This window comes from Lacrimispora sinapis (genome assembly GCF_043633585.1).
Lineage (GTDB): Bacteria > Bacillota > Clostridia > Lachnospirales > Lachnospiraceae > Lacrimispora > Lacrimispora sinapis.
The window spans coordinates 338,480-361,159 of the sequence record NZ_CP141832.1 but is presented as its reverse complement, the minus strand read 5'-3'; the positions used below and the strand labels follow the sequence as shown (position 1 = coordinate 361,159).

Here is a 22,680-nt window from a genome sequence, read left to right as displayed (position 1 = left end):
TTTATTTTCCCTCAAAATAACAAAAAAGCGCAAACCCATTTCTGGATCTACGCAAAAAATCTATCTTATGCAAATGAATCTTGCATATACCCTCAAAACCACACATTGTCTTATATCTTTCATCCGTTCTTCCTCTTACCTAAACCAACCTGGTTAAGCCCTCGACCTATTAGTGACAGTCAGCTACACATGTTACCATGCTTCCACCTCTGCCCTATCTACCTCGTCGTCTTCAAGGGGTCTTACTCTTGCGATGGGATATCTCATCTTGAGGGGGGCTTCACGCTTAGATGCCTTCAGCGTTTATCCCTTCCCGACTTGGCTACTCTGCCATGGTCTTGATCACCAACAGATACACCAGAGGTCAGTCCATCCCGGTCCTCTCGTACTAAGGACAGCTCCTCTCAAATATCCTACGCCCACGCCGGATAGGGACCGAACTGTCTCACGACGTTCTGAACCCAGCTCGCGTACCGCTTTAATGGGCGAACAGCCCAACCCTTGGGACCTACTACAGCCCCAGGATGCGATGAGCCGACATCGAGGTGCCAAACCACTCCGTCGATGTGAACTCTTGGGAGTGATAAGCCTGTTATCCCCAGGGTAGCTTTTATCCGTTGAGCGATGGCAATCCCACTTTATACCACCGGATCACTAAGTCCTAGTTTCCTACCTGCTCCACCCGTCGGTGTCGCAGTCAAGCTCCCTTATGCCTTTGCACTCTTCGAATGGTTTCCGTCCATTCTGAGGGAACCTTTGAGCGCCTCCGATACTCTTTCGGAGGCGACCGCCCCAGTCAAACTCCCCGCCTGACATTGTCCCCCAGCCAGGTCATGGCTGCAGGTTAGAAACCCAGTATCGCAAGGGTGGTATCCCAACATCGGCTCCTCAAAGACTGGCGTCCTTGATTCTCTGCCTCCCACCTATCCTGTACATGCAATACCGAATCCCAGTATCAAACTAGAGTAAAGCTCCATGGGGTCTTTCCGTCCTGGCGCAGGTAACCAGCATCTTCACTGGTATTTCAATTTCACCGGGTGCATTGTTGAGACAGCGCTCAAATCATTACGCCTTTCGTGCGGGTCGGAACTTACCCGACAAGGAATTTCGCTACCTTAGGACCGTTATAGTTACGGCCGCCGTTTACTGGGGCTTAAATTCAGAGCTTCGCGTTTCCGCTAACCCCTCCTCGTAACCTTCCAGCACCGGGCAGGCGTCAGCCCATATACCTCACCTTTCGGTTTTGCATAGACCTGTGTTTTTGCTAAACAGTTGCTTGAGCCTATTCTCTGCGGCCTGATTTCTCAGGCACCCCTTATCCCGAAGTTACGGGGTCATTTTGCCGAGTTCCTTAACAATGCTTCTCCCGCCGGCCTTAGGATTCTCTCCTCATCCACCTGTGTCGGTTTACGGTACGGGCACATATTACACAATAGCGGCTTTTCTTGACAGCCCCTACAGAGACTTCCCTACTTTTGTTCGGTACGCGTCACACCTTCCTGTTGTTAAGCGGATTTGCCAGCTTAACCAGTCCAATGCTTGCCCCGGTCTTTTCATTCCCGGGTTCTCTCTCGGTTCTGTGTCCCCACAGTTCTGATAATATGCGGTACAGGAATTTCAACCTGTTGTCCATCGACTACGTCTTTCGACCTCGCCTTAGGCCCCGACTTACCCAGAGCAGATCAGCTTTACTCTGGAAACCTTAGATATTCGGCCTGGAGGATTCTCACCTCCATCTCGCTACTCATTCCGGCATTCTCTCTTCTTAACACTCCACATCTCCTTACGGTAATGCTTCGATGCATTAAGAATGCTCCTCTACCAATGTACATAAATGCACATTCCACAGCTTCGGTGTCGTGTTTTAGCCCCGGACATTTTCGGCGCAAGACCTCTCGACTAGTGAGCTATTACGCACTCTTTGAATGGGTGGCTGCTTCTAAGCCAACATCCTAGTTGTCTCTGAAATCTCACATCCTTTTCCACTTAACACGCACTTTGGGACCTTAGCTGGTGGTCTGGGCTCTTTCCCTTTTGACTGCCCAACTTATCTCGTGCAGTCTGACTCCCGTACATCATCTGACCGGCATTCGGAGTTTGATATTCTTTGGTAAGCTTTGACGCCCCCTAGGAAATTCAGTGCTCTACCTCCGGCAGACTAATACGAGGCTAGCCCTAAAGCTATTTCGAGGAGAACCAGCTATCTCCGGGTTCGATTGGAATTTCTCCCCTACCCACACCTCATCGCCACCCTTTTCAACGGATGTGCGTTCGGTCCTCCACCGCCTTTTACGGCAGCTTCAACCTGGACATGGGTAGATCACCCGGTTTCGGGTCTACCTTTACTGACTCAACGCCCTATTAAGACTTGGTTTCCCTTCGGCTCCACACCTTCAGTGCTTAACCTTGCCAGTAACGGTAACTCGCCGGACCGTTCTACAAAAAGTACGCGGTTCCACCTTTAACGTGGTTCCACAGCTTGTAAACACAGGGTTTCAGGTTCTTTTTCACTCCCCTCCCGGGGTCCTTTTCACCTTTCCTTCACAGTACTATGCGCTATCGGTCACTAAGGAGTATTTAGCCTTGGGGGGTGGTCCCCCCGAATTCCCACAAGGTTTCTCGTGTCTCGTGGTACTTTGGATCCTGCTCGCTGACTATTGCTTTCCCATACAAGGCTTTCACTTTCTATGGCCGGTCTTTCCAGGACCGTTCTGGTAACAAATCGTCTCACTTCCTGCGGTCCATAACCCCGCCATGCACGCATGACGGTTTAGGCTCCTTCCATTTCGCTCGCCGCTACTTTGGAAATCGAGTTTTCTTTCTTTTCCTCCGGGTACTTAGATGTTTCAGTTCCCCGGGTTCCCGACGTATGGCTATGAATTCACCATACGACAACTGAGGTTTGCTCAGCTGGGTTTCCCCATTCAGACATCTCCGGATCAAAGGATATTTGCTCCTCCCCGAAGCTTTTCGCAGCTTATCACGTCTTTCATCGGCTCTTAGTGCCAAGGCATCCACCCTGCGCTCTTATTAGCTTAACCAATTCGATGTTCACCTGCGGGTGCGGGCTACTGATCTAAGATACATAGCGTTGTATCTCTGGTCTTAGGTTTGTTCGTTTATCGTACGTCACGATAATTGAACGAGTTTTGTTTGGTTACATCGTTCGATGTAACACCTCGGATGTCTTGATATTGTCTTTTTGCAAAGACTCTATCTAGATATATTTCAATATGTGGTTTTCAAGGTACATGCGTGATACGAACAGAAGGATTTCACCTTCGTATTTCTACCACTGTGACTGAAGTTTATCAGTCATTCGAAAGCTTGATGTACTCAAACTCACGAATCACTGGTAAAAACCAGTTATATAAAACAGCACTTCCCTGCTGAATCAGGTTAACACATTCTTTAACACAGGCTTCGTTTTCTTTTCCACCCATTGGAACGTGTCCGTTCTATATAAAACACTCTGGCGAGTGATTTTTTTAATGGAATCTGGCACCCACCTGCTCTCCCATGCCGTTTCCAGCATAGTACCATCGGCCGCTTAAGTCTTAACCATCGTGTTCGAGATGGGAACGGGTGTTTCCCCTAAGCGCATCGGCACCAGAAATCTTTTGTCTTTCTTGATGTTTCCTTATTTACTTCTTTGAAAACCTAAGACTCAACAGTATATAAAACCCTCACCACTCTCACTAAATTCAACTCGCTTCGCTTCGTTTCATTAAGTGTTCGGGTGGGCTTTCGTACTAAACTCGGCTATGCCTCATTAAGTACTCAATGCCTACTTCTTCTTCCTTAGAAAGGAGGTGATCCAGCCGCACCTTCCGATACGGCTACCTTGTTACGACTTCACCCCAGTTATCAGTCCCGCCTTCGGCAGCTCCCTCCTTACGGTTGGGTCACTGACTTCGGGCGTTACCAACTCCCATGGTGTGACGGGCGGTGTGTACAAGACCCGGGAACGTATTCACCGCAGCATTCTGATCTGCGATTACTAGCGATTCCAGCTTCATGTAGTCGAGTTGCAGACTACAATCCGAACTGAGACGTTATTTTTGGGATTTGCTCCAGATCGCTCCTTTGCTTCCCTTTGTTTACGCCATTGTAGCACGTGTGTAGCCCAAATCATAAGGGGCATGATGATTTGACGTCATCCCCACCTTCCTCCAGGTTATCCCTGGCAGTCTCCCCAGAGTGCCCAGCCGTACTGCTGGCTACTAAGGATAAGGGTTGCGCTCGTTGCGGGACTTAACCCAACATCTCACGACACGAGCTGACGACAACCATGCACCACCTGTCTGGAATGCCCCGTAGGGAAGGCCCCGTTACGGACCGGTCATTCCGATGTCAAGACTTGGTAAGGTTCTTCGCGTTGCTTCGAATTAAACCACATGCTCCACCGCTTGTGCGGGTCCCCGTCAATTCCTTTGAGTTTCATTCTTGCGAACGTACTCCCCAGGTGGAATACTTATTGCGTTAGCGGCGGCACCGAAGAGCTTTGCTCCCCAACACCTAGTATTCATCGTTTACGGCGTGGACTACCAGGGTATCTAATCCTGTTTGCTCCCCACGCTTTCGAGCCTCAACGTCAGTTACAGTCCAGTAAGCCGCCTTCGCCACTGGTGTTCCTCCTAATATCTACGCATTTCACCGCTACACTAGGAATTCCACTTACCTCTCCTGCACTCTAGCAACACAGTTTCCAAAGCAGTCCCGGGGTTGAGCCCCGGGCTTTCACTCCAGACTTGCATCGCCGTCTACGCTCCCTTTACACCCAGTAAATCCGGATAACGCTTGCCCCCTACGTATTACCGCGGCTGCTGGCACGTAGTTAGCCGGGGCTTCTTAGTCAGGTACCGTCATTTTCTTCCCTGCTGATAGACCTTTACATACCGAAATACTTCTTCAGTCACGCGGCGTCGCTGGATCAGGGTTTCCCCCATTGTCCAATATTCCCCACTGCTGCCTCCCGTAGGAGTTTGGGCCGTGTCTCAGTCCCAATGTGGCCGGTCACCCTCTCAGGTCGGCTACTGATCGTCGGCTTGGTGAGCCGTTACCTCACCAACTACCTAATCAGACGCGGGTCCATCTCATACCACCGGAGTTTTTCACACCGTGCCATGCGGCACTGTGCGCTTATGCGGTATTAGCAGTCATTTCTAACTGTTATCCCCCTGTATGAGGCAGGTTACCCACGCGTTACTCACCCGTCCGCCGCTCAGTCAATCTTAATTCCACCCGAAGGCTTCCTTAAAATTGCTTCGCTCGACTTGCATGTGTTAAGCACGCCGCCAGCGTTCATCCTGAGCCAGGATCGAACTCTCAAATTTAAGCAAATAGTCTTTGAAAGCGGTCAGATATTTACCAGGAAGTCTGTTGGAAGCTCGCTTCCATAAGGACTTTCGGGTGAATAGCTGAACATTTGCGAAGCAAATGGTAGCGAATGAAGCAAAGCTTCATGAGCGTACCGCTTGGACCTGCCAGTTTGTTCAATCCACGGTCAAAATCAACTAACTAGCTAATTTATTTCCCGTTTTACTTGTTGTTTGGTTCGTATACAATTACTTGTATTCGTTCTGAATTTCTCATTCAAAGCTGTTCAAACACAGCTTACTTATTAGAATTTTCAGGGTTTTACATACTGTTCAATCTTCTGTTTTCAAAGTGCTTTTTGTGTTGTCTGCTTCAACAGCAACTCGTATATCTTATCATTTATGGTTGTTTTTGTCAACCATTTTTTTCATTTTCTTCATAACATTTTCCATCGTTTCCCGATGTGTTTTGGAAGAAGTTTTGCCGCCGTTTTCAGCGGCGAGTTATATCATACCAAAACAGGTGACAAATGTCAACACCTTTTTTACAATCTTTTTAGAAATGCTGACTTGAAAAAGTAAATTCCAGTGCAAGAGTAAATTCTACTGTACCTTTAAAATCCCTTGAATTTATCGAATTTGTCAGGACGGCTTCCCCTCTGTTTCGCACATATTGAACGGTTTATTCTAAAAATACCTTATATTGTGTCAAGCAATTTTTATGGGCTTTCTGGTCTTATGCAGAAGTAAATTCCACAGTCATGTATCTTATTCTTTCTGTCTATGGGAAATGATACCGTAAGGCCAGATATATCTGTCAAGGGGGCAAAGCCCCTAACGGCAAGCCCTTGACAGCTAATCAGGCTTTCGGCGCAGGGTGTTCAAGACAGAAATGGATGGCTGTTCTTTCGTATGAAAGATTAGATTCTACTTGTGCAGGACTAAATTCCAGTATGGGTTGAGAGATTGGAATTTACTTTTTCAATTTTCATCTTTTTAGAAATAATATAATGAGGTTGTATTATAGCATGATATGCCTATATTTTACACATTTACAATATCTAAATATAATCTTATTATACGAATGAAAAGCTAAGAAAGACTATTTCTATGATTATTATATAATAGATTTCTATGATCAAGTGAATAGACACATCTATGGAATGCACTAGGTAGATATATAATTCCTTCTATAAAATACATATCTTAATAGTTTACCAAAAAGAGACATTTTCTCAAGATAATCCTAAGGTGACATTATCATAAGTTAATAACACTACTTAAGTTTTATCATTGACAGGCTACTTATATAATGGTATACTCAACGGGCATTTTGGGTTAGTTTTAGCTAACTAAAGTCATAATATAATAAAATACTTACTTAAGGAGTGAACTATTTTGAAGATAGTAAAATTATTAACTGGATTGCTTGTTGTAACTACTCTTCTGGCTGGGTGTTCCAGCTCAAAACAAGACTCTAATTCATCAAGCAATAATACCGAATCAACAACCACTAGCACTGAAGCTGAAACCTCCAAAGCTGCTGATGCCGAAGCACGTGTTGTTGAACATGCTATGGGCAGCACTACAATTACAGGAACGCCGACCCGTGTGGTTACTCTTTTCCAGGGAGCGACTGACTCTGCTCTGCTGCTAGGTGTAAAGCCTCTTGGGGCCGTTGAATCCTGGTCTGAAAAGCCAGTGTATGAGTATTTACGCAACCAAATGGAGGGAGTTGAAAATTTAGGAATAGAAACACAGCCGAATTTAGAGGCAATTATTGCTTTAAAGCCAGATTTAATCATTGCGTCAATGCTTCGCCATGAGAAAATATACACTCAGCTTTCTGAAATCGCACCGACCGTGATGGTGCCTGATGTGTATGTCTGGAAAGAAACTTTAGATATTACTGGAAAAGCTCTGAACAAAGAAAAGGAAGCGAATGATTTTCTTAAAACCTGGGATGAAAAAACTGCTTATTTCAAAGAAAAGGCAGCAGATAAGATAAAAGATAAAAAGATTTCCATTGTGGATTTCAGAGCAGATCACGCAAGAATTGTTTATAACGGTTTTGCTGCTTTGGTACTTAAGGATATGGGAATTGAACGACCTGACAGTCAAAAGGGAACTGAGTGGGGAGTTATGCTCCAGTCAGAAGAAGCCATACCTCAAATGGAAGGTGATATCATTTTTGATCAGACAAATTTGACGGAAGAAGAAAATATTGCGTTCCGTGACAAATGGGTTGCGAATCCATTATGGGCAAATCTAACAGCCGTAAAGAATAATGAAGTACATCCGGTAAACTCCATTTATTGGAATGCAGGCGGAGGCCCTCAATCAGCCATGCTCATGCTTCAACAGGTTTACGATTTCTTTGGAGTAAAATAAATAGCAAGGGAGATTAGTTCATGGCACGCTTACAGAGTCCATTACAAAAAATGACTGTTCTTATCCTATTATTAGCAATTTTGATATTTACCTTTGCAGCAAGTGTATCCCTTGGATCGTATCGTATTTCTTTATATGATGTATGTCAGTCCTTTTTAAATTTTAATTCCAGTTCTACAGAGCATATTCTTGTAATGAATACAAGATTTCCCCGGGCGGTAGTGGCGGCTACCGTTGGGGCCTGTCTTGCAGTGGCTGGTGCTCTGACACAAGCTCTGACCAAGAATCCGCTGGCTGCCCCCAGTGTTCTCGGAATCAACGCCGGAGCCGTATTTTTTGCTGTTGTGGCAGCCTCCATGCCAAATATCCTTCCGCCTGTCAGTATTGTATGGGCGGCATTTGGCGGAGCTGCAATTTCTTCTGCTGCCGTATATTTTCTTGGCTCCATCGGGAGAGACGGGCTTACACCGATTAAAATTATTTTAGCAGGATCTGCTATAACTGCTCTTTTTACTTCTTTCACCCAGGGTCTGCTTGTTTTAAGCGAATCGGGTATGAAGAACACACTCTCCTGGCTTGCGGGAGCAATAGTTGGCCGAAATCTGGAACATCAGGAAATGGTCCTTCCGTATATGATAATCGGCATGCTTTTGGCCTTTATCCTTGCTGTCCATATAAACATTTTAACATCAGGAGATGATGTTGCAAAGGGTCTTGGCCAGCGCACGGGTATCGTTAAGCTGCTTATTTCTGTCTCTGTTATTTTATTGGCAGGAAGTTCCGTTGCTATTGCTGGCTCCATTGGTTTTATTGGCTTAATGGTTCCCCATATTTCCCGATTTTTTGTAGGAAGGGACCACCGCTGGATTATTCCTTATAGTGCTGTTATGGGAGCATCACTGCTGTTGCTTGCAGATATTTCTGCACGGTTTATAATCATGCCATCCGAAGCGCCAGTGGGCGTAATGACTGCAGTGATTGGAGTACCCTTTTACATTTACATCGCAAGAAGAAGCTTAAGAGGTGAGAAATGAGACCGAAACTATTCACTAAGAATATCTCTACTACAATAACTCCCGGGAATAGACTGATTCTAATGCTACTGCTATTAATTGTGGTATTTATAGGCTGTGTTTGCGCAGGATCGCAGATTTTATCTCCTCTCACGGTTATAAAAGGTATGTTGGGAAAATCAGATTCTCAGGTAAAATTGATACTAGATTCTCTAAGGTTACCCAGAGCTTATGTTGCGATTTTATCCGGTGCAGCTTTAGGCATGTCTGGAGCATTGCTCCAGGGCACCATTCGAAACCCACTGGCAGCGCCTAACATAATAGGCATCACCAGTGGAGGGAGCCTGGCGGCAGTTATATTTATAAATCTGTTTTCAGAAGCTAGTTTTAGCATTATGCCTTTGGCTGTATTCATAGGTGCCTTACTGGTAACTATTTTAGTTTATGTACTGAGCTGGAAAGATGGGGTTTCTCCTACCAGGCTTATTTTAGTAGGAATTGGTATTTCTTCCGTAACCAGTGCTTTGACTACTTTAATCATTGCTAAAGGGAATTTCGTGGCTTCTGATAAGGCCTATATTTGGATGGTTGGAAGTGTTTATGGAGTGACCTGGAAAGATGTTAAGCTTCTTCTTCCCTGGGTCAGCCTTTGCTTTCTTTTCTCTATGGCACATGCAAAGCATTTAGATGTGCAAGGCTTGGGAGACGATATTGCCATTGGACTGGGAGCACACCTGCAGCGGCACCGTGCCATACTACTACTTTTAAGTGTTGCGTTGGCAGGAAATGCCATTGCAGTGGTAGGAGCAATTGGCTTTATTGGTCTTGTTGCTCCTCATATGGGCAGACGCCTTATTGGTGCCAACCACGCTGCTCTAATACCAGCTTCAGCTATCTTAGGTGCCATGATTTTACTGGCCGCTGATACAGTGGCGCGAACTCTGTTTTTACCTATTGATGTACCAGCAGGAGTATTTACTGCACTGATTGGAGCACCATTCTTTATTTATCAATTATATCGGAACCGTAATAAATAGGCTACAGGAGGCAAATTATGAACAGACTATTGACCAATCATTTATCCATATCATATGGAGAGAATACGGTGATAGAAAATTTAGACATACAGATTCCAGAGGGTAAAATTACTATTTTGGTGGGAAGCAACGGCTGTGGGAAATCGACACTTTTGCGTTCTCTATGCCGCCTGTTAAAGCCTGCAAGAGGAGCCGTTGTATTAGATGGAAATGATATCTTTAAAATGTCCACCCGTGATGTTGCACGTAAACTTGCAGTTCTTCCCCAGAGTCCGACTGCTCCAGAAGGACTTACTGTTATGCAGCTTGTGCGCCAGGGACGCTATCCTCACCAAAACTGGCTCCAGCAATGGACCAGTGAAGATGAAGAAATGGTCCAAAAGGCCTTATATGATACAAAAATGACTGACATTGCAGACAGAACTGTAGACTCCTTATCAGGAGGTCAACGTCAGAGAGCTTGGATTGCTATGACTTTAACTCAGGGAACTGATATCCTGCTTCTGGACGAGCCTACCACATATTTAGACCTGGCACACCAAATTGAAATTTTGGATCTGCTCTATGAGCTGAATGCAAAAGAGAGCCGGACCATTGTCATGGTTCTTCATGACTTGAATTTATCCTGCCGATATGGACATCATATGGTTGCCCTGAGTGATAGAAAGGTGTATGCAGAGGGTGCTCCAGAAGAGGTGATGACAGCAGAAACTGTCCGTCACGTATTTGGCCTTGATTGCGAAGTTTCTATAGATCCCATCTTTGGCACCCCTCTATTGATTCCACATGGAAAAGGAAGGCATATAATTAATGCAGGAACTGCTGTTTGATTAAGAAATAGATGACATATTATTATAAACCAATATAAAAAAATAAGACCTATGGAAAGTTAGCCCTTGTACTATTTTTCCGTTGGTCTTATTTTTATGGCTCTATGTCAATAGTTGGGGTGGGATTCGTATCAATCCCGCTTCTTCATACAGCACTTTTTGTATTTCCTGCCGCTGCCACAGGGACAAGGATCGTTTGGATATATTTTTTTAGCGACCTTACGCTGATTCGATACCCCTTCCAGTCCTTTCATCACCATCTCATATGGCTTGTGTCCCCGGTTCAGCACGAGCCTGGTATGGTTCCATACATCTGTGATAATGCTGGCAAAGTGTTCCATATGTTCTGCTTCGTCAAAAAAGATACCGAAGGTTTCCATATCGTCCATGACTTCCTGGAGCTGTCCCCCAAGACTGATCTGTGCCTGAATCTGGCGAAGGATGTATGGAATCATATCCTCATCAACATTCATTTCTTTTGTTAGAAAGGAGCCGAGCTGATGTAATTCAGGAGTCATCAGGAACCCTTCATTGTCTGCCATGAAACGGATCTCCTGCTGGGTCGGAATATAATAAGGAACTTTCTTCTGTCGGCTGAGAAACTCTCCGTAGCTTTTATGCTCTGCTAATGTGGCATCTACAAAGCTGCCTTCAACGTATGCAACAAGGCTGCGATACGGCCGCAGGCATTCATACGCGTGAAGGAGTTCTTCCAAAGTAAGTTTTTTTGCTTCATATTTATTGAAGGTTTCCAATATAACAGAGGGCGGGGTAACGGCATACAGGGAATTGGCAGCGCAGAGATAGTCTCCGATCGTGCTGATCCGGCTCCGTTCTTCCTGGAATTCGGGTGAATTAAACTCCTGATATGCTTCAATCACTTCTTTTGCTGTCAAAAACCGGGAATCTGCCTCGGAAGTCAAATAACCGCCTGCATACAGAAAATCCATTTCTTCTATATCACAGGAGGCAACCTCAAAATTTCCTTCTGCTATCTGTTCAAATAATTTCATTTCTGAATCACGGACACAGAGGAAATAGGGTCTCATGACTTCTTTCTTTAATATATGGGAAATTGTCCGTTCTGCAAGCTCTTCCTTTTTTAATTTGGCAAGGCCGCTCATGCCGTGTCTTTTTGCAATCTCCAAAATACTGTTTTTATCGTAATATTTGTATATTTCCGCAATATGGACTTCTTCTGATGATACATGGCCGTTCTGACGGAATGCCTCATTGACAGAAGCCATATCGTATTCTTTTATCATTTCAGGGGATTTCTCAAGGAGCTCGTAATAGGCTTTTAGTCCACCGCAGTTTTCCGGAATGATATCTCCTTTAAATTTAACCACCTGGGCATAGGGTGCTTTGTAATCAGGGATTACCTCTTCCACAGTGATGGCATGTATCCAGTTATCACCGAAATCATAGGTATAGGTAAATTTACCGGTATCTGATACCAGTTTGTCAATGGTCTCTTCTGCTAATATATACTGAAATTTTTTGGATTCGTTTTCTTCAAAGGGAACTACCCGGACCCCTTCGGAACGGAATTCAAATTGATACAGGTGCTCATTGCTCCAAGAGAATGCAGTCTGGATCACCTGATGTAATTTGGCAAAGGTAATCCCTTCCGGCACCAAAATCCTTCTCCAAATCGGCGGCTTACTGCCTTTGATCGTGATTTTCAGTTGATATGCTCCCATGAAACGTCCTCCTGTCTCGTGTCTTTCGTATCCGCTCTTAACATACGGAATATTTTTGCAGTTTCTTTCATATTAAAACGCACGTTCCAATTTACCACACTTTATCCAGTTCTGTCCAGTCTATTCCGCATTTTTTAACATTGTAGTGACAGGATTTTAATTTTTAAGCTCATTTTTTCTTTACCAATGCATTATCTTTCGGAAAATAAGGAATTTCTATGTTAAAAACAGCAAATACTTTCTTCTATAGAAGAGACTGAATTTTCAGTTCTTTACACAACCTTTACAATACTTATACAAAAACATGATATCAAGAATGTTGGACGGCTGATATACTCCAACATGTAAGCGAAAGCAATTTTATGGAGAAAAGAGGAGAGAGTAATTATGAAAAAAAATTATATGAAGACACTGGCATTAACAGGATTGGCAATTCTTGCAATGGGTGCTCTGGCTGGATGCGGAAGCAAGACTGCTGAGACAAAGGCTTCTGATTCCACAACTGCTGCAAGCTCTGAAAGCGGTACATCTTCTGCAGAAGCTACAACTGCCGCAGGGGCAGCCGCTGCTGACTTAAAAGGCTCTATCAGCATGGTAGGTTCCACCTCTATGGAAAAATTTGCTACAGCTTTAAGTGAAGTATTTATGGAAGCTAATCCGGGCGTTACCGTACAGGCTGAATTCGTTGGCTCCGGTGCAGGTATTGAAGCAGTTGGAAACGGTTCCGCAGACATCGGTAACTCTTCCCGTAATTTAAAAGATGAAGAAAAGGCAAAAGGCATTGTTGAAAATATTGTAGCGATCGACGGAATTGCAATCGTTACTGACCCAAGCAATAAGGTTGATAACTTAACAAAAGATCAGTTAATCAACATTTACAACGGCACTACTACCAGCTGGAAAGACTTAGGCGGCGCAGATCAGCCGATCGTAGTGATCGGACGTGAATCCGGTTCCGGTACCAGAAGTGCTTTTGAAGAATTATTAAAGCTTGAAGATGCCTGCAAATACAGCAATGAGCTTGACAGCACCGGTGCTGTTATGGCAAAGGTAGCATCAACACCAGGTTCTATCGGTTACGTTTCTCTTGATGTTCTTGACGATACTGTTAAGACCATGAATCTGGAAGGTACAGAGCCTACTCCGGAAAATATTAAAGCTGGTTCTTACTTTTTAAGCCGTCCATTCGTAATGGCTACCAAAGGTGAGATTTCCGAGCAAAATGATTTAGTAAAAGCATTATTTGACTACATCTACTCCGACGAAGGAAAAGAATTAGTAAAATCCGTTGGTTTAATCCCGGCAAACTAATTTACTGGTATTAACATTTACTGGGGGCGCAGCCGATGATCTACGTTGCGTCCCCATTTTTTGAAAGGAGCTTCTTGTATGCGACCAAAGACATATTCCATATTCAGTGGCCATGGAAGTAAATCCAAAATAGAACGTGCTGCAGAGATTATTTTTACAATCTGCGGCTTCTTTGCTGTTCTGGCTGTGGCCTCCATTAGTTTGTACATGCTTATAAGCGGCACTCCGTCTCTGTTTAAGGTAGGAATCCTGGATATTCTGTTTGGATCTACCTGGAGACCGACTGCCGCTTCTCCAAGTTTCGGAATCTTATATGTTATCTTAACTTCTATTGTGGGAACTGCCATGGCCATTTTGATCGGAGTTCCCATTGGTGTCATGACGGCTGTCTTCCTGGCTGAAGTAGCGCCTCCGAAACTGACAAGAATCGTACGCCCGGCGGTGGAGCTGTTAGCTGGTATTCCTTCCGTTATCTATGGTCTTTTGGGAATCCTGGTTTTAAATCCTCTGATGTATCAGCTGGAATTAAAAATTTTTGCAGGTTCCACCACTCATCAGTTTACCGGAGGTGCAAACCTGATTTCAGCGGTTTTGGTACTGTCTTTAATGATACTTCCTACCGTGATCAACATCAGCGAAACAGCCCTTCGTTCCGTTCCTGACCATTTGAGAAGTGCTTCTCTTGCCCTTGGTGCTACAAAAATACAGACGATTTTTCATGTGGTCATCCCGGCTGGGAAATCTGGTATCATTACTGCCATTGTACTGGGAACCGGCCGTGCCATCGGTGAAGCAATGGCCATCAGTCTGGTGTCCGGAAGTTCGGTTAATATTCCGCTTCCATTTAACTCTGTCCGCTTCCTCACCACTGCGATTGTTTCTGAGATGTCTTATTCCCAAGGACTTCACAAGCAGGTTCTTTTCACCATTGGACTTGTCCTGTTCGCCTTCATTATGATTATTAACATTTCTCTGAACAATCTTTTAAAGAAAGGAGCCGCACACCATGACTAATCACGCTGTTATGTCTGTTCCCGCGAATGCCCCTTCAACGAACAGCATTTATAACCGGAAAACCCGTATTTCGGACTCTGTTTTGCTGGTTCTCATTTATCTGTGCGCTTCTATTTCGATTTTGCTATTGGTCGGTATTATGGGATATGTGTTCGTAAGAGGGATTCCTCAAATCAATCTGGAATTTCTTACTACGGTTCCAAGTACTATAAAAGGAACATTCGGAATTATTGGAAATATTGTAAATACCTTATATATTGTTGCTATTACTTTACTTATTGCCACTCCCATCGGAGTGGGTGCTGCGATTTATTTGAATGAGTACGCAAAGGGCGGCAAAATCGTTCGGGTCATTGAGTTTACCACAGAAACCTTATCCGGGATTCCTTCCATTATTTTTGGTCTGTTCGGCTATGTGTTTTTTGGAAATACTCTGGGACTGGGCTATTCTATTCTGACCGGTGCTCTTACCTTATCCATTATGGTTCTTCCACTCATTACAAGAACCACTCAGGAGGCTTTAAAAACGGTTCCTGAAAGCTACCGCTCCGGTGCACTGGGCATTGGTGCTACCAAATGGTACATGATCCGCACGATCCTGCTTCCAAGCGCTATGCCTGGTATTGTAACCGGGATTATCCTTGCGATCGGGCGTATTGTTGGAGAATCTGCTGCCCTCCTTTTTACCGCAGGAAGCGGATATCTTCTTCCTAAAAACTTTTTCGGAAAAATCTTTGAATCCGGCGGAACCTTAACGATCCAGCTTTACTTATGTATGCAAAAGGCCAAATACGGAGAAGCCTTCGGAATTGCGGTAGTCCTTCTGGTGATTGTGCTTGCCATCAACGGACTTGCAAAATTCCTTTCCCATAAATTCAACACGGAGGTCAAAGAATCGTGAATACTAATACCGTTAAAATCTCAGCCAGCAATTTAAATTTATATTATGGCACCAATCATGCGTTAAAGGATGTTAATCTGGAGCTTTATACAAACAAAATCACTGCTTTTATTGGCCCTTCGGGATGTGGTAAGTCTACGTTTTTAAAGACATTGAACCGGATGAATGATTTGATCCCCAATGTTAAGATTGAGGGAGAAGTCCTTCTTGACGGAGAAAATATTTATGACGCAAGAGTTGATACGACTCTGCTCCGGAAAAAGATCGGTATGGTATTCCAGCAGCCTAATCCCTTTCCCATGAGCATCTATGATAATGTGGCTTATGGACCCAGAATCCACGGCATTAAGAATAAATCAGAGCTTGATGCCATTGTGGAAAAGAGTTTAAAGGGTGCGGCCCTCTGGGATGAGGTTTCCAGCCGTTTAAAAAAATCTGCATTGGGTCTTTCCGGAGGACAGCAGCAGCGTCTTTGCATCGCCAGGGCCCTGGCGGTGGAACCGGAAGTTCTGCTGATGGATGAGCCTACTTCCGCATTGGATCCTATTTCTACCTTAAAGATTGAGGATTTGATGGATGAGTTAAAAGAAAAGTATACGGTTGCCATCGTTACGCATAACATGCAGCAAGCGACCAGAATTGCCGACTACACAGCCTTTTTCCTGGTAGGGGAAGTGGTGGAATTTGCTTCGACCACAGAACTGTTTACCGTACCTAAGGATAAGAGAACCGAGGATTATATTACGGGACGTTTTGGCTGATGGAGTTTCATGCAGAAATAAAAAGGAGAAGAGCAATGACAACAAGAGTAAATTATGAACATGAATTAAATCTCTTAAATGATGATATCAAAGAGATGGGGCATATGGTGGAAACCTCCATTGAACAATGCTTTATCGCATTTGAAGACCAGGATTTTGAAAAAGCGGAGGATATCATCAAGGGGGACCGCACCATCAACGATCTGGAACGTTCCATTGAAGCCCGCTGCCTTTCCATCATCCTTCGCCAGCAACCCGTTGCCGGTGATCTAAGGGTAGTATCCAGTGCTCTTAAAGTGGTAACAGACTTAGAGCGTATTGGGGATCACGCTTCTGATATCGCAGAGCTGATTCTGCGGATCAAAGGAGAACATATCTACCACGTAGTCCGTCATATCCCTGCAATGGCCGTGGCCGCCCGTGAAATGGTACACAGCTCCATCGAAGCCTTTATCCAGCAGGACGTAGAAACCGCAAAGCAGATCGTAAAGCAGGATGATGTGGTAGATGAATTATTTTCCAAGGTAAAGTTAGATGTGGTAGAGTTATTAAAAGGCTCCTCCGAACACGTTGACCAGTGTATCGACCTGTTAATGATCGCAAAATATTTAGAGCGTATCGGCGATCATGCAGTCAATGTATGTGAATGGACAGAGTTTTCAAAAACAGGCGCTTTAAAGAATGTAAGGATATTGTAAAGCTCCAAGCAGTGCGCCCCAAAAAGCGGAATAGCTCAAAAGAATGCTGGCATTCTTTTGAGCTATTATGATTTTTGGGGCATACGGCGCCAGCCGTCAAGCGAGAAGGAGCGCAGCGGATTCGAGCTTGGCACTGCGAACCCCTAACCAAAAACCATTGTTGAAGTCACGTACCATTTATCTTAATCAAATCAAAAACTGAAGCAGCCAGTAAAAATCGCCAACTGCTCAGCCTACTTCTACAACATACCAACCCCTCTGCAATACGTCTCTACCACATCATAAGAGTCATTAAGAACCACCAAATCCGCATCATATCCTGCTGCCAGCCGTCCCTTGCGGTCATCGACTCTCAAACACCTTGCCGGATTTATGGTACAGGAATTAAGTGCCGCATCAAAAGGAATCATGGCATCTTCCACCAAAATCTTCAAGCCTTTATTCAGATTCAAGGTACTGCCCGCGATAGTCTCCGTTCCCTTTACATACGCCAGTCCATTCTCCCGTATCTCAATCTCATGACCGCCCATTTCATAAAAATCACCGGGAGGACAGTGCTTTGCACGAAGGGAATCACTTACCATAATTCCAAAATCGCGTCCTTTGGCGGTAAAAAAAGAATTCAGTGCCGCCACATGGGAATGGCATCCATCACAGATAATCTCTCCATAAATATCCCTTACCCGGAGGGCAGTTCCTACCAGCCCCGGCTCACGGTGATGGAACGGTGTCATCCCATTGTAAACGTGAGTCATGGAGGTTGCACCGTTGGCTATTCCCATAAGCGCTTCCTCATAGGAAGCGGAAGAATGACCCATGCTGACCACCACCCCTGCAGCTTTACAGTATTTCGTCAGCGCATAATCCGTATCGTGTTCCGGAGCCAGCGTGATATACCGGATCAGCCCTCTGGCCGCTTTCTGGTATTCCTGAAACTCATCTACGGAAGAACTGGCGATGGCTTCCGGGGGCTGGGCACCTTTGTATTTCATATCCAGATACGGTCCTTCCAAATGAATCCCCAGTATTTCTGCGCCCTCATAACCTCTCTCCACCACATCTGCCACATTGGATACGGCTTTTTTGAGCACTTTAGGAAACTGGGTCACCGTGGTTGGCAAAATTCCGGTGACGCCTTCTTCGGGTATTCTTCTTATCCAATTGCGAAGCCCATCCGGTTCCCCATCGTTGGTATCGTAACCATAGGCTCCATGGGTGTGAAGATCAATAAATCCGGGAACGATCCTGTCCTTGCCATAATCCTGGTCCCAGGATTTGGTTTCATACGCATACACGGCGGTGATCTTCCCTTCTTCCACCTCAAGCTGTGCCGGAATGAACTGGCCGGCAATCCAGACGCGCCTGCTCTGTATAATCATATCGGTTATCTTCGCCCCCATGAAAATGTCTTTTTCTAAGTATAAACAGTTCCGGTCCGGTTTTCAAGATATCATAAAACTATGTTCCATTTTCCATCCACGTTCAAAAATTCTTTTCTTTAACTGATTGGCCACCGGATAATGACGCGGAATAAATCTGCCTCCACTTCCACCAGAAGTCTGCCATTTTGAAGTTCCACAAAACTTTTGGCTATGGCCATACCTAGGCCGGAGCCTTCGGTATTGCGGGACTGGTCTCCTCTGGCAAAACGTTCTGTAATTTCCTCCGGGTTAAAGGTAAGCTCTGCTGCAGATACATTCTTTAAGCTGGTCACAACATATCCATCTTCTTTTTTCATATCAATATATGCCCTGGTGTTTGGCATGGCATATTTGATGATATTGGTCAGAAGATTATCAAAGATCCGGTAGGTCTTTTGCCCGTCCAGAGGAAGCACGATCTTTTCATCGGGAAGATTCCAGCGGAAATCAATGGTGGACTCTTCGATTTTATCGCTCAGCTCCAGGCTGACCTCTTTTAACAGGCTTACAATGTCCACATCTGCCAGATTCAGAGTCACATTATTGCTGTTGGCCTTACTGATCTCAAAAAGATCTTCGATCAGGGATTTCAGACGCATGGATTTCTGTTCCAGAATATCTATATAGGCTTTTCTCTGTTCCGGTGTGGCATGGTCGTCTTTTAATAAATTTACATATGTGATGATTGCGGTCAGCGGAGTCTTTAAGTCATGGGACATATTGCTGATTAAGTCGGTCTTCAGCTTCTGGCTTTTGACTTCCTCATCCACCGCCACCTTAAACCCGCTCTGTATCTTCTGTATTTCTTTTTTAAACGGTTCAAACACGCTTAAATCCTCCTCAATGGCCACATCTAAGTTTCCCTCTGCGATCTGGTTGGTGGCCTTTAAAAGTATCCGGTATTTTTCACTTAAATCCCTGTAGTACTTTCTCATAATGAAAAATAAAAGGATGGAATACAAAACCAGTACTCCGATTCCAAAGAACCAAAGACTGCAAAGTACTGCCAGAATGATAAAGTTTATTCCAACGATCCGGAAGATGGTTTTGTCTGACTGTTCCTTTAAATTGATACTGCCTACATAATGATAGATTTTTATACAGCAGTTCTTTACCCAGGAGCAAAACCAGCCAAACAGGGTTCTTTCCCTAAGATACCGTTTCACACCGATGTGAAATACATCCCGCAGGCACAGAACCGACCAGTATGCAATTGCAAACGGCACCGACCACCAGAGCAGATTCCAGAGTTTTACCATAATTTCCGCCACACCGGGCAGGAAGTTCGCACGAAGAAGCGTTTCATACAGCTCTCCCTGGTTGGTCACCGACACCAGTTTTGTTAAACCGGCCCCAAATGACACTCCCCCTAAGCCTGCACCGGCCACCACCTCAAAGGGAGTTCTTAATATCCGGCTGGATTCCGGCCACGTCACGTCCAGACAGGAGAAAAGGAGTGCAGCGATAGCTACCGCACAGACAAGACCGAGGAAAATCTTTAAAACACCGTCCGTATTGTCATAGGAGTCAAAGGAGCCTGTTTCTGTCTCCTTGAGCACAGTCACCTGCTGTTTCGTCATTCCATAAGCAAAGGTGATATTTCTGGGATTCATCAGCTTTAATTCCGGCTCATATAAATACGAATCCCAATAATAGTCTTTCATAGGGTCCAAATCGCCGTAGTCCTGGAGCATGGTCAGAAGTCTTGCGGTATCTTCTCCTCTGGCCGAAACAACCTTCATTCTGCCGAGATCATCGTAATGAAGCACTGCCTGAAATACATAATCCTTGCTGTCTTGTATGGAATGTCCTCCGGAATGATCGGATATGACCTGGCCGTTTTCATCAAGGACCTGATAATCCAGTGAGTTCCGGATCACTCCAAAATACCGGTTCCAGCTGTCAAATTCACGGATGCAGTTCTGGCGCAGCTGCTTTATATAGTCCCGCCGCTCTTTTGTTCCGTCGGGATCAAATTCCTCCGACTGGGAATCCTCCCCGCCTGGCGACGGACTGTCGGACTGGCTTTTCAGTTCTTTTTCCGCCTGTGGAAAGAAAAACTGAAACGGTGACAGTATATCTCCCTGCTGGTACTGGGCCTGTTCCAGTCCGAGTACATAATTGCCATAAACTAAGTATCTTAAAAATGCCTGATCCTGATATACCGGTTCTTCGTGTCTGGCAGACTCATTTTTAAAGAAAGGATAAAGTCCGACCATCACAACAGAGGCGGTCAATACTGCCACGGCGGCAAGGACCAGGCTGAACCTATGCCTGTTTTTCAATTTTATATCCAACTCCCCACACCACCTTTAAATATTTTGGCTCCTTCGGATTTATCTCAATCTTTTCCCGGATCTTGCGCACATGCACCATGATGGTGTCTGTATTGATTGCACGTTCATTCCAAACCCGTTCATAGATTTCTTCTGCGGAAAATACTCTTCCGGGATTTTTCATCAAAAGTGCCAGAATCTTAAACTCAATGGGGGTAAGCTTTACCAGTTTTTCATCGACAAATACTTCCACCGTATCTTCGTTTAACTCCAGACCCCCGATGGCATAAACATTGCTTCTTTCCTTCTGTTCCTTTGCCTCCAGCATCTCCATATATTTATTATAACGCCTGAGCTGGGAATTCACCCTTGCAAGAAGCTCCATGGGGGTAAATGGTTTTGATACATAATCATCTGCACCGATATTTAAGCCCATGATCTTATCCACCTCTTCTGTTTTTGCCGATAATATAATGACCGGAAAATCATATTTTTCCCTTAACTTTACGGTCATGGTGATGCCATCCATCCGGGGCATCATGACATCTACGATGGCAAGGTGTATTTCCTCCCTGTCAAGGATCTTGAGTCCCTCCAGCCCATCCGCTGCCTGAAACACCTCATAGCCCTGACTTTTTAAGTAGATTTCCACGCCTTCCCTGATCTCTTTATCATCCTCCACGAGTAAGATGTGATTTGCTTCCATATTATCTCTCCTTTATGATAAGGTCTGTCATTGTTAAATTCTTGACAAACCCAAGACTCTTTTGTGTTGATTTTATCATTGATTTCTGTTGCGAACAACTTCTTCTTCCCATACGAGCCGGCGGTTTCACCCTTCTATTATGCCCCCGGCTCAATTGTACTGATATTAGAATAATGAACCATTCTTAAAATGATTGACAGAGAAACCGAAAGAAATTCTAAATAAACTTTTTTGTTCTTTAAATATTTTTCATAACAAAAAAGCAGAGGAGCCATCCATGATAATCCTCTGCTTTAAACCGTTTCTTATGGTGTAATTTATTCGGTGGTTTTTCTGATATTGGTATCCATCAGCCTGTTGAAACCGAGCCAGCCCGTGTTGTCTCCTGCTCCTTTAAGAACTTCCACCATGGTTTCCATCTTCGCATCCGTATTGTCCGCAAGATTAAGGGCCAGAGCTTCGATGAGGGCCGGTTTTTTAGGCGAGCCGTATTCCAGTTCTCCGTGATGGGCCAGGATGCAGTGTTTCAGCTCGGTGGCAGTCTTTTCCGGGAAACCTGCTATGGTGCGGATCCGTTCTCCAACCATCTCCGTGCCGATCATGATATGGCCTAAGAGCTGGCCGTCGTCGGTATAATCATTTTCCGGGAAAACAGAAAGCTCCCTGGTCTTGCCGATGTCGTGAAACATGGCTGCAGTCAGAAGTAAGTCCCGGTTGATTCCCGGATAATAGCCTGCATAATAATCGCACAGCTTTACCACACTTAACGTATGTTCTAAAAGTCCTCCCACAAAACCATGGTGTACGCTTTTTGCTGCGGAATGGAACTTAAAGGTCCTGGCAAATTCCGGGTCTTCCGCAAAAAAGCTTTCCAACAGCTTTTTTAAATATGGATTCTTCAAGGATTTTATAAAACCAAGAAGCTCCTCATACATGAGATCAATGTCCTTAGACGATACCGGAAGATAATCACCGGGTGTATATTCTCCTTCTTCCGCCTTCCTGATTCTTTTGACATTCAGCTGATTGGAGTTCTGGAATACCGTAACATCCGCATCTATATATACATAATCCAACGTTTCAAAATTCCCGATCCCCGGAGAGCCAAGATCCCATATCTTGGCATCTATGGTGCCTGTCTTGTCCTGCAGTATGACATTGCCATATTCTTTCCCGGATTTGGTCAGGCAGATCTGTCTGTTTTTGCACAAAAATACGTCTGAAACATGCATTCCTTCGCGGAATGATTCAATATATCTCATTCTATTCCTCCATATGATGACTCAGGCAGTAAGGGAGC

14 protein-coding genes and 3 rRNA genes are annotated in these 22,680 nt (G+C 44.7%); 9 read left to right on the top strand and 8 right to left on the bottom strand.

Going from position 1 to position 22,680, the window contains the following annotated elements:
* Positions 1–149: 149 nt before the first annotated feature.
* From VIG27_RS01715 to VIG27_RS01705, 3 genes are all read right to left on the bottom strand, one after another.
* Positions 150–3,041: ribosomal RNA gene (locus VIG27_RS01715) — 23S ribosomal RNA — on the bottom strand.
* A gap of 455 nt (positions 3,042–3,496) precedes the next feature.
* Positions 3,497–3,614: ribosomal RNA gene (gene rrf / locus VIG27_RS01710) — 5S ribosomal RNA — on the bottom strand.
* 191 nt (positions 3,615–3,805) lie between these two features.
* Positions 3,806–5,336: ribosomal RNA gene (locus VIG27_RS01705) — 16S ribosomal RNA — on the bottom strand.
* The 16S, 23S and 5S rRNA genes sit together here, the layout of an rRNA operon.
* Positions 5,337–6,716: 1,380 nt before the next feature.
* Here VIG27_RS01705 and VIG27_RS01700 point away from each other — a divergent pair.
* Genes VIG27_RS01700 through VIG27_RS01685 form a run of 4 tightly spaced genes read left to right on the top strand, consistent with a single transcriptional unit; the run spans position 6,717 to position 10,589 of the window.
* Positions 6,717–7,709, top strand: coding sequence for an ABC transporter substrate-binding protein (locus tag VIG27_RS01700; protein ID WP_394524716.1), 993 nt, complete (start codon positions 6,717–6,719; stop codon positions 7,707–7,709).
* 20 nt (positions 7,710–7,729) lie between these two features.
* Entirely contained in the window at positions 7,730–8,743 is a 1,014-nt protein-coding gene (locus tag VIG27_RS01695; protein ID WP_394524713.1) for a FecCD family ABC transporter permease, read from the top strand.
* The gene (locus VIG27_RS01690) at positions 8,740–9,759 is read left to right on the top strand and encodes a FecCD family ABC transporter permease (protein ID WP_394524710.1); all 1,020 of its coding nucleotides are present in this window, start codon (positions 8,740–8,742) and stop codon (positions 9,757–9,759) included. Before VIG27_RS01695 ends, VIG27_RS01690 begins: the two co-directional genes overlap by 4 nt.
* Positions 9,760–9,776: 17 nt before the next feature.
* Positions 9,777–10,589 carry an ABC transporter ATP-binding protein gene (locus VIG27_RS01685; protein ID WP_394524708.1) on the top strand — a complete coding sequence of 271 codons (813 nt, stop codon included), beginning with the start codon at positions 9,777–9,779 and terminating at the stop codon, positions 10,587–10,589.
* A 131-nt stretch (positions 10,590–10,720) separates the two neighbouring features.
* Here the strand turns inward: VIG27_RS01685 and VIG27_RS01680 are convergent, their stop codons facing one another.
* Positions 10,721–12,292 carry an IS1096 element passenger TnpR family protein gene (locus VIG27_RS01680; protein ID WP_394524704.1) on the bottom strand — a complete coding sequence of 524 codons (1,572 nt, stop codon included), beginning with the start codon at positions 12,290–12,292 and terminating at the stop codon, positions 10,721–10,723.
* Positions 12,293–12,679: 387 nt separating this feature from the next.
* On the opposite strand from VIG27_RS01680, the gene VIG27_RS01675 reads away from it, so the two are divergent.
* From VIG27_RS01675 to phoU, 5 genes are all read left to right on the top strand, one after another.
* Entirely contained in the window at positions 12,680–13,603 is a 924-nt protein-coding gene (locus VIG27_RS01675) for a phosphate ABC transporter substrate-binding protein (protein WP_394524703.1), read from the top strand.
* A gap of 78 nt (positions 13,604–13,681) precedes the next feature.
* Positions 13,682–14,617: a phosphate ABC transporter permease subunit PstC gene (gene pstC, locus VIG27_RS01670; RefSeq protein ID WP_394524701.1), complete on the top strand. Its 936-nt coding sequence runs from the start codon at positions 13,682–13,684 to the stop codon at positions 14,615–14,617.
* Entirely contained in the window at positions 14,610–15,518 is a 909-nt protein-coding gene (gene pstA, locus VIG27_RS01665) for a phosphate ABC transporter permease PstA (protein WP_394524700.1), read from the top strand. Before pstC ends, pstA begins: the two co-directional genes overlap by 8 nt.
* On the top strand, positions 15,515–16,279 hold the full coding sequence (gene pstB / locus VIG27_RS01660; RefSeq protein WP_394524698.1) for a phosphate ABC transporter ATP-binding protein PstB: 765 nt from the start codon (positions 15,515–15,517) through the stop codon (positions 16,277–16,279). The genes pstA and pstB overlap by 4 nt, the downstream gene beginning before the upstream one ends.
* Before the next feature lie 35 nt (positions 16,280–16,314).
* A complete protein-coding gene (gene phoU / locus VIG27_RS01655; RefSeq protein ID WP_394524696.1) occupies positions 16,315–16,977 on the top strand; it encodes a phosphate signaling complex protein PhoU in 663 nt (220 codons plus the stop codon).
* 239 nt (positions 16,978–17,216) lie between these two features.
* Here phoU and nagA read toward each other — a convergent pair whose 3' ends face one another.
* The 4 genes from nagA to VIG27_RS01635 all read right to left on the bottom strand — a co-directional run bounded on the left by nagA (position 17,217) and on the right by VIG27_RS01635 (position 22,642).
* Positions 17,217–18,356: an N-acetylglucosamine-6-phosphate deacetylase gene (nagA, locus tag VIG27_RS01650; protein ID WP_394527364.1), complete on the bottom strand. Its 1,140-nt coding sequence runs from the start codon at positions 18,354–18,356 to the stop codon at positions 17,217–17,219.
* A 119-nt stretch (positions 18,357–18,475) separates the two neighbouring features.
* Entirely contained in the window at positions 18,476–20,695 is a 2,220-nt protein-coding gene (locus VIG27_RS01645; protein WP_394524694.1) for a sensor histidine kinase, read from the bottom strand.
* Positions 20,667–21,380, bottom strand: a complete 714-nt coding sequence (locus VIG27_RS01640) for a response regulator transcription factor (protein ID WP_394524692.1) — start codon at positions 21,378–21,380, stop codon at positions 20,667–20,669. Before VIG27_RS01640 ends, VIG27_RS01645 begins: the two co-directional genes overlap by 29 nt.
* Positions 21,381–21,697: 317 nt before the next feature.
* A complete protein-coding gene (locus VIG27_RS01635) occupies positions 21,698–22,642 on the bottom strand; it encodes a 3'-5' exoribonuclease YhaM family protein (protein WP_394524689.1) in 945 nt (314 codons plus the stop codon).
* Positions 22,643–22,680 lie beyond the last annotated feature (38 nt).